This window comes from Bullifex sp. (genome assembly GCF_034103065.1).
Lineage (GTDB): Bacteria > Spirochaetota > Spirochaetia > Sphaerochaetales > Sphaerochaetaceae > Bullifex.
Window position 1 is genome coordinate 1 of the sequence record NZ_JAXEGN010000110.1, and the last position, 3,756, is coordinate 3,756.

General features: G+C 34.4%; 2 protein-coding genes. Both read left to right on the forward strand.

The window, feature by feature from the left end; translation table 11 throughout:
- Nucleotides 1–2,287 (forward strand): DEAD/DEAH box helicase (locus tag SOY52_RS04425; RefSeq protein WP_320847771.1); only part of this gene is annotated, 2,287 nt, incomplete at its 5' end.
- Nucleotides 2,288–2,421: 134 nt separating this feature from the next.
- The gene (locus SOY52_RS04430) at nucleotides 2,422–3,444 is read left to right on the forward strand and encodes a tripartite tricarboxylate transporter substrate binding protein (RefSeq protein ID WP_320847772.1); all 1,023 of its coding nucleotides are present in this window, start codon (nucleotides 2,422–2,424) and stop codon (nucleotides 3,442–3,444) included.
- Nucleotides 3,445–3,756: the final 312 nt, after the last annotated feature.

Consider the following 3,756-nt stretch of genomic DNA (forward strand, 5'->3'; position numbering starts at 1 on the left):
TCATTATCTTACTGCTTCAATAGATAAAAACTATAAGATTAACACAAATGTAGCAAAAGAAGAGGTTGCAATCTTCTTAGGTGGTAATGGCTTTATTTTTGTTAAAGAAGATAGTTCTTACTTTATTGATAAAATTGAAAACTCTGTAGATGAGATAAAGTTATTACAATTCTTTGATAAGCATAAAGGTGTATGTATAAAGCCTATTATTAATGATTTTAGGTCTAAAATATTTGCTCACTATTCATCATTTATCTCTGTTGATAATAAGTTAAAAGAAAGCTTCAAGCTTTCAAATGTTAGATTTAATACCTCATTTGATTATGAACATGGAGTAATTTCATGTGCAATAAAATATACAAATGATGATATTGAAGTAAAAGAAAACCAGCTTACTCAATTTGATATTGATAGATTAAACGCACTTAAAGGTTATCTTTCATCACTTGGGTTCAATGAGAATGGATTTTTAACTGATGAAAGTAAAGTTCTATCATTCTTTAGAATGGATTTTACTAAACTCAGATCTCTTGCAACTGTTTATTTATCAGATAGCTTGTTAAATAAGAAATTAGTATCTGTAAATAGGCAAATTTTTAGAATCAAATACAATAGTGGAATAATGGAACTCTTCTTGGAAAAGAGTGAGTTTAGTGAAAAGGAATTAGCAGAAATACTAGCTGCTTTAAAGAAAAAGAAGAAGTACATCCTATTAAAGGATAATAGAATTGTCGACCTTGATAATGAGGAAGCAAAGGAATTTGGAGAAACTGTAGATGACTTCCAGATGGATGCAAATAATTTATATGCAAAGCGTCCTGTTCCTATGGTTACTGCTATTAAGGCGTTAGCTCACCAAAGAAACTGCCATGTTGATAAATATTTAAGAAACATGATGGAGGATTTAAGATCCTTTAAAAGTGCTGATATTAAACTTCCTAGCATCAATGCTAAGCTTAGAGGTTATCAAATTGAAGGCTATAACTGGCTTTCTATTCTCTCTAGCTATGGGCTTGGTGGTATATTAGCAGATGATATGGGGCTTGGAAAAACTATTCAGATGATAGCTTTGATTAAAGCTGATAAAAAACAAGAGCCTTCATTAATTGTTTGTCCAAAGAGCTTGATATTTAACTGGAAGAGTGAATTTCTAAAGTTTGATGGAAAAACAGAGGTAGTTGAAATCTATGGCCCTGAAAGTGTTAGAAGTAAGCTAATTAGTAGCATTGATCCAAATAAGAAGGTTGTTTACATAACCAGTATTGATTCCCTTCGCTCTGATATAAAAAAGTATGATTGTCACTTCAATTATGCTGTTATTGATGAAGCTCAATATATTAGAAATATCTATGCTCAAAAGACAAAGAGTGTTAAGAGTATCGATGCAGAGCATCGCTTTGCTTTAACTGGTACACCTATTGAAAATAATATTGCAGACTTATGGTCAATTTTTGACTTTATTATGCCAGGATATCTTGAGGATATTAATATCTTTAAGTCCAGTGAACATGAAGATATAAGAAGAAAGGTTGCACCTTTTATCTTAAGACGTACTAAAGAAGATGTATTAACAGATCTTCCTCCAAAGTATGAGAGAATCTTATCGTGTGAAATGGATGATAGCCAACGTCTTGTCTATGAGGCTGAAAGAACTACAGCTGCTGAAATTTTTGAAGCTGAGGGTAGGGCTTTTGATATTCTTCCATATCTTACAAGACTTAGACAAATTTGTATTGATCCAGCTCTGTACCTAGATAAATATAAAGGTGAAAGCGCAAAGTTTAATCTATTAAAAACATTAATCCCTGATTACCTTGAAAAGGGGCATAGAATATTAGTCTTTTCACAATTTGTCAAAGCCTTAGAAGCTCTTGGCCTTATTCTTGATAATTTAGGTGTCTCTTACTTTATCTTAACTGGTGATACTCCTGCTAAAAAGCGTATTGAGATGATGAATGACTTTAATGAAGCAGAAGGTCCAGATGTCTTCTTGATAAGCTTAAAGGCTGGTGGTACAGGCCTTAATCTTACTGGTGCTGATACTGTTATTCATATCGACCCATGGTGGAATGCGGCAGCTGAAGATCAAGCAGATGATAGAACTCATAGAATTGGTCAAAAACGAAATGTTGAAGTAATAAAGCTAATTGCAGAAGATTCGATTGAACAAAGAGTTTTAGAGCTTCAGGAAATAAAAAAGGATATTATAGATAAAGTAATTTCTAAAGATGATTCATCTGTTGTTAATGCAACTATTGAGGATATAGCATTTATATTAAAGAAGTAGATTTAAGGGGCTCTCATATGGGAGCTCTTTTGGTTCTTGTGTAAGTTTAGTGCATATATATACAGATTATTGCATAACCTAATTGAACTTTATTGCATTTTTGTTATAAAATTACCTACACTTTGGAGGTAATTATGAAAAAACCTTTGTTAATTTTATTAACATTAGTATTAACTTTTAGCTCACTTTTTGCACAAGCATCTGCAGAAAGTGTTAATACATATCCACAAAAGGCTATCACCATGATCGTTCCATATGGCGCTGGTGGTACAACAGACGTATCAGGAAGAAAGTTTGCAGCTCTTTTGTCAAAAGAACTTGGTGTTGCTGTTACAGTTGTTAACCAGGGTGGTGCTTCTGGTTCTATCGGATGTCAAGCTGCTCTTGACGCTAACCCAGACGGTTACACAGTGCTCTTTACTGCTGAAAGCCTTGGAACACAGAGAGTAATGGGCTTAACAAAATTAAGCTATGACGACTATAAGATTATTTCAACAATGGTAAATGACCCAAAGGTAATCGTTGTTGATAAAAATAGTAAGTACAACACACTTGCTGACTTACTTGCTGACATGAAAGCTAATCCTGGAAAGATTAAGATGAGCTACACTGGTCCTGGTGGATCTGGCCACGTACAGGGTCTTATCATGGAAAAGCTTGGTTATGTTCCTGCATTAACAGCTTACTCCTCTGGGGCTGACTGTTACCGTGCTGTTCTTTCTGGTGAAGTTGCTTTTACTAACTCAAATATTTCAACTGTAAAAGCATTAATTCAGAGTGGAGATTTAAAGCTCTTAGGTGTTAGCAGTAACGTTAAGCTTAGCATTTACCCAGATGCTCCATTATTTGAAGAAGTTGACCCAGCTGCAGCTCAGTATATGAAGAACGCTTTCACACCTCTTAACTTCTTAGTAAGCAAAGCTGTTGATGACAGTGTAGTTGAAGTACTCCGCGCTGCTACAAAGAAAGTTGTAGAATCAGCAGAGTGGAAGAGCTTTATTAAAGATAATGCTCTTGAAGAGCTCTACTTACAGTATCCTACAGTTGAAGCAACTAAAGAGTTCTATAAGAACTGGGAAAGCATGGTAAGCTGGATGCTTTATGACGCTGGTGTTACAAAGTATTCTCCTGCTGACTTTGGTATTGCTCAGCCATAATTAATACTTTAGTTTAATTTGCCGCAGGGAGATAATCTCTGCGGTTAACTTTACAGAAAAACAGCCGTAAAGCTTCCACCTTTCAAGGTGGAGGATGTAAGGCTGAAAAATGAATACCTCAATTGTTATAAATCGTTATAAATGCTATAATAAATCATGGACAGACAGGTAAAGAATGAAGCCATAAAGACAACTCTAAAACAGACCAGAGATAGAAGAAAATCTCAGGTCCCTGTCTGCGTTGAGTTGAAGATAAAAACTCAAAAACTTAGCAAATCTGATTATGATAAGCTACAACTGACATTCACAGAA